Origin of the sequence: Lentisphaera araneosa HTCC2155, from assembly GCF_000170755.1 — a bacterium.
Lineage (GTDB): Bacteria > Verrucomicrobiota > Lentisphaeria > Lentisphaerales > Lentisphaeraceae > Lentisphaera > Lentisphaera araneosa.
Window position 1 is genome coordinate 1 of record NZ_ABCK01000068.1, and the last position, 1,497, is coordinate 1,497.

A 1,497-nucleotide genomic window follows, 5' to 3' on the forward strand; every position below is an offset into this window, starting at 1 on the left:
AATGATTTTTGTAGGTAGTAATCGATGTAACGGAAATAAATCCCCGCACGAGTGATACTATCCCCCAAAAACATGACGCGCTTTTGATCGAAAGGCGAATGTGGAAGAGCTTTATCATCTTGTTTTATTAAGCTTCCTTGAGCCAAGGCGCCCATGCTGAAAATAAAAATAAGTAAATTATAAAAAGTCTTCATTAGGATTATCCCTTGTTAATTGATTCTGAGTTCAGTAAACAACTGAACTCTTCTTATCTTTGATTACTCATGCTTTACACGATGGTTTATTAAGTAAAACTCCGCCGCCTCGTCAAGGCTGTTATGTATTTTCCGAAATTTCATTGTGTTTATATAAGAAATATCACTTGGAGCATGGGCTTTTCTCACCACTTATAAAGTTTTTATAAAAAAAGCAGAACTTCTTATATTTTTGTTAGGAAAGATCCAATGGGATTGTATAATTTATACAAGTAACCGAGGGCTCATGTCAGATTTAGAAAAATCTTTCCAACATTTGAACAGTAACTTCCAGCAGTTTTATCAAGTTGATAAACTTGAAGAAATTGCTCATCCTGACTGCCCTATTCTAGATACACTCAGAAGCTCGCAGGAGCATTACACTGACGAAGAATTCATCACTGCGGGCGGAGAAAAGAAAATCTATCGCGTTCGCGACCTTCAGGTGATCGCGAACGCGATAGCTTTCAGCACACTGGGGTCATAGCTGTTTCCTGATCTAGGTGACCATCCTAGCACAGGGGGATCGATCCTCTAGAGTCGACCTGCAGGCATGCAAGCTCTGCATTAATGAATCGGCCAACGCGCGGGGAGAGGCGGTTTGCGTATTGGGCGCTCTTCCGCTTCCTCGCTCACTGACTCGCTGCGCTCGGTCGTTCGGCTGCGGCGAGCGGTATCAGCTCACTCAAAGGCGGTAATACGGTTATCCACAGAATCAGGGGATAACGCAGGAAAGAACATTCGGGCAGCGTTGGGTCCTGGCCACGGGTGCGCATGATCGTGCTCCTGTCGTTGAGGACCCGGCTAGGCTGGCGGGGTTGCCTTACTGGTTAGCAGAATGAATCACCGATACGCGAGCGAACGTGAAGCGACTGCTGCTGCAAAACGTCTGCGACCTGAGCAACAACATGAATGGTCTTCGGTTTCCGTGTTTCGTAAAGTCTGGAAACGCGGAAGTCAGCGCCCTGCACCATTATGTTCCGGATCTGCATCGCAGGATGCTGCTGGCTACCCTGTGGAACACCTACATCTGTATTAACGAAGCGCTGGCATTGACCCTGAGTGATTTTTCTCTGGTCCCGCCGCATCCATACCGCCAGTTGTTTACCCTCACAACGTTCCAGTAACCGGGCATGTTCATCATCAGTAACCCGTATCGTGAGCATCCTCTCTCGTTTCATCGGTATCATTACCCCCATGAACAGAAATCCCCCTTACACGGAGGCATCAGTGACCAAACAGGAAAAAACCGCCCTTAACATGG

General features: G+C 46.6%; 2 protein-coding genes and 1 pseudogene. 1 reads left to right on the plus strand and 2 read right to left on the minus strand.

Going from position 1 to position 1,497, the window contains the following annotated elements; translation table 11 throughout:
• Positions 1-194 (minus strand): annotated as a pseudogene (locus tag LNTAR_RS24575) (hypothetical protein); the annotation flags it as partial.
• 286 nt (positions 195-480) lie between these two features.
• Between LNTAR_RS24575 and LNTAR_RS24580 the strand changes: the two are divergent.
• A complete protein-coding gene (locus LNTAR_RS24580; RefSeq protein WP_007281488.1) occupies positions 481-720 on the plus strand; it encodes a hypothetical protein in 240 nt (79 codons plus the stop codon).
• A gap of 343 nt (positions 721-1,063) precedes the next feature.
• Here the strand turns inward: LNTAR_RS24580 and LNTAR_RS28520 are convergent, their stop codons facing one another.
• Positions 1,064-1,432 (minus strand): hypothetical protein, encoded by a 369-nt coding sequence (locus tag LNTAR_RS28520; protein ID WP_000538659.1) that lies wholly within the window; start codon positions 1,430-1,432, stop codon positions 1,064-1,066.
• Positions 1,433-1,497 lie beyond the last annotated feature (65 nt).

Bases quoted from the DNA above. Each gene is read 5' to 3' on its own strand.
- LNTAR_RS24580 (WP_007281488.1), top strand. From the start codon at position 481: ATGTCAGATTTAGAAAAATCTTTCCAACATTTGAACAGTAACTTCCAG.
- LNTAR_RS28520 (WP_000538659.1), bottom strand. From the start codon at position 1,432: ATGGGGGTAATGATACCGATGAAACGAGAGAGGATGCTCACGATACGG.